The 1,413-nt window shown below is 37.7% G+C and carries 1 protein-coding gene; it reads right to left on the bottom strand.

Translation table 11 applies throughout. From position 1 onward, the window contains the following. Positions 1-119: 119 nt before the first annotated feature. Positions 120-1,413: restriction endonuclease subunit S (locus tag ACTXGO_RS13760; RefSeq protein ID WP_443574916.1), on the bottom strand; the 1,294-nt coding region annotated here is incomplete at its 5' end.

Here is a 1,413-nt window from a genome sequence, read left to right on the forward strand (position 1 = left end):
TCGCCAATAGTGCGTGGAACGACACCTTACCAAACCATATTAAAATTGAATCACACGTAGGGTGCTTTCCAAGCACCGTTTGTGGTTCATAATCTCGCCAATGGTGCTTAAAAAGCACCCTACAACGTATCAGAAATACGCAACTCACCTGACATTAACTTAGGTAGAAGGGTATCGCGGAGTTTGGAGAGGGTTTCATTTTCTTCGGCTGTACTTCTTAGCTTTTCATAAAATGGGTTTATAATAGCTGTAAATCTTTCATTAATTTTGCTACCTGAGTTTAAAAAAGGAATTCTGTTCATATTACCTTGATTAATTTTTAACTGAACAGCACCAGTTATATAAGCTGTTAGGTTTTGAGATTGCATAAATAACATTAAATGTTCTGTGCCAACTCCATTTTTTCCTTGCAAAACATGGGCATGGTTATTAACCCATGTTTTACCCCAAATGTATTGCACAAAAGGGCTGCCATCTTCTTTTATTACAGAACCATCCTCACCAATAAGTAAGTAAATATCATCAAAAATCCATTCATTGATATAATCCATGACTGATGTAGCGCCATGATAAGGAATAACGCCAGGCTTTTTATCTTCTCTTTGTTTTTTGGATAAAGGAACTCTTAATCTATCAAAACATATCGAAACGTCACCAAAACTCTCAACCACCCACCCCTTCGGAATCCAACCCATTTCCTCAGTAAACTCAAACTCATCAGGGAATAAACCTTGAATATCTGAATGGTCTTTTTTCTCAATCGCTTTTCGCTGCTCGGCACGTTCGATAAACTCATCAGGGATAGCATTACCAGCCGCGAGCGCATTATCAATAACAGGATCAAAATCAACAAACCAGCTTTTAAACAGTGCCTGCGCCATCGCTTCTAGCGTTTCGTTCATTTGGCGGTTAAGTTCGATTTTGTCGTCTAAAGAACCGAGGATATGAGCAATGGCTTTTTGTTCTTTGAATGAAGGAAATTTGAGCACTACTTTACGCAGTTCAGACTGCTTTATTCCTTTGACTGTAGTACCAGTGCCCCTACCATCAAGTTGATGTTGTACATATTCAGAAATCATTAAATACTTTAAGAAAGTATTATCTAAGATATCTTTTTTACCACGTAGAGTAATTACTCTTTGGGCTAATGCGATCTTTCGTCCATCTAATTGAGCAATTTCACCCAAAGGAGCTTCTGTAGTCATCACTACATCACCTTCATTAGGAATGCCTCGCCTCATCCAAGTATCGTAATCATCCTCAGATATAAACTCATTAACTGTTTCAATCCTTCCTCTCTTAATTATTTTTGCAGTAATAAGAGGGATTCCTGAATCAGTTTTTTTAGGAGTTTTTCCTCGATAATCAATAATAGCATCCATCGATTCTTCTAAAGTTAGCTCACACCAATCA

This window comes from Psychrobacter sp. T6-1 (assembly GCF_052258445.1).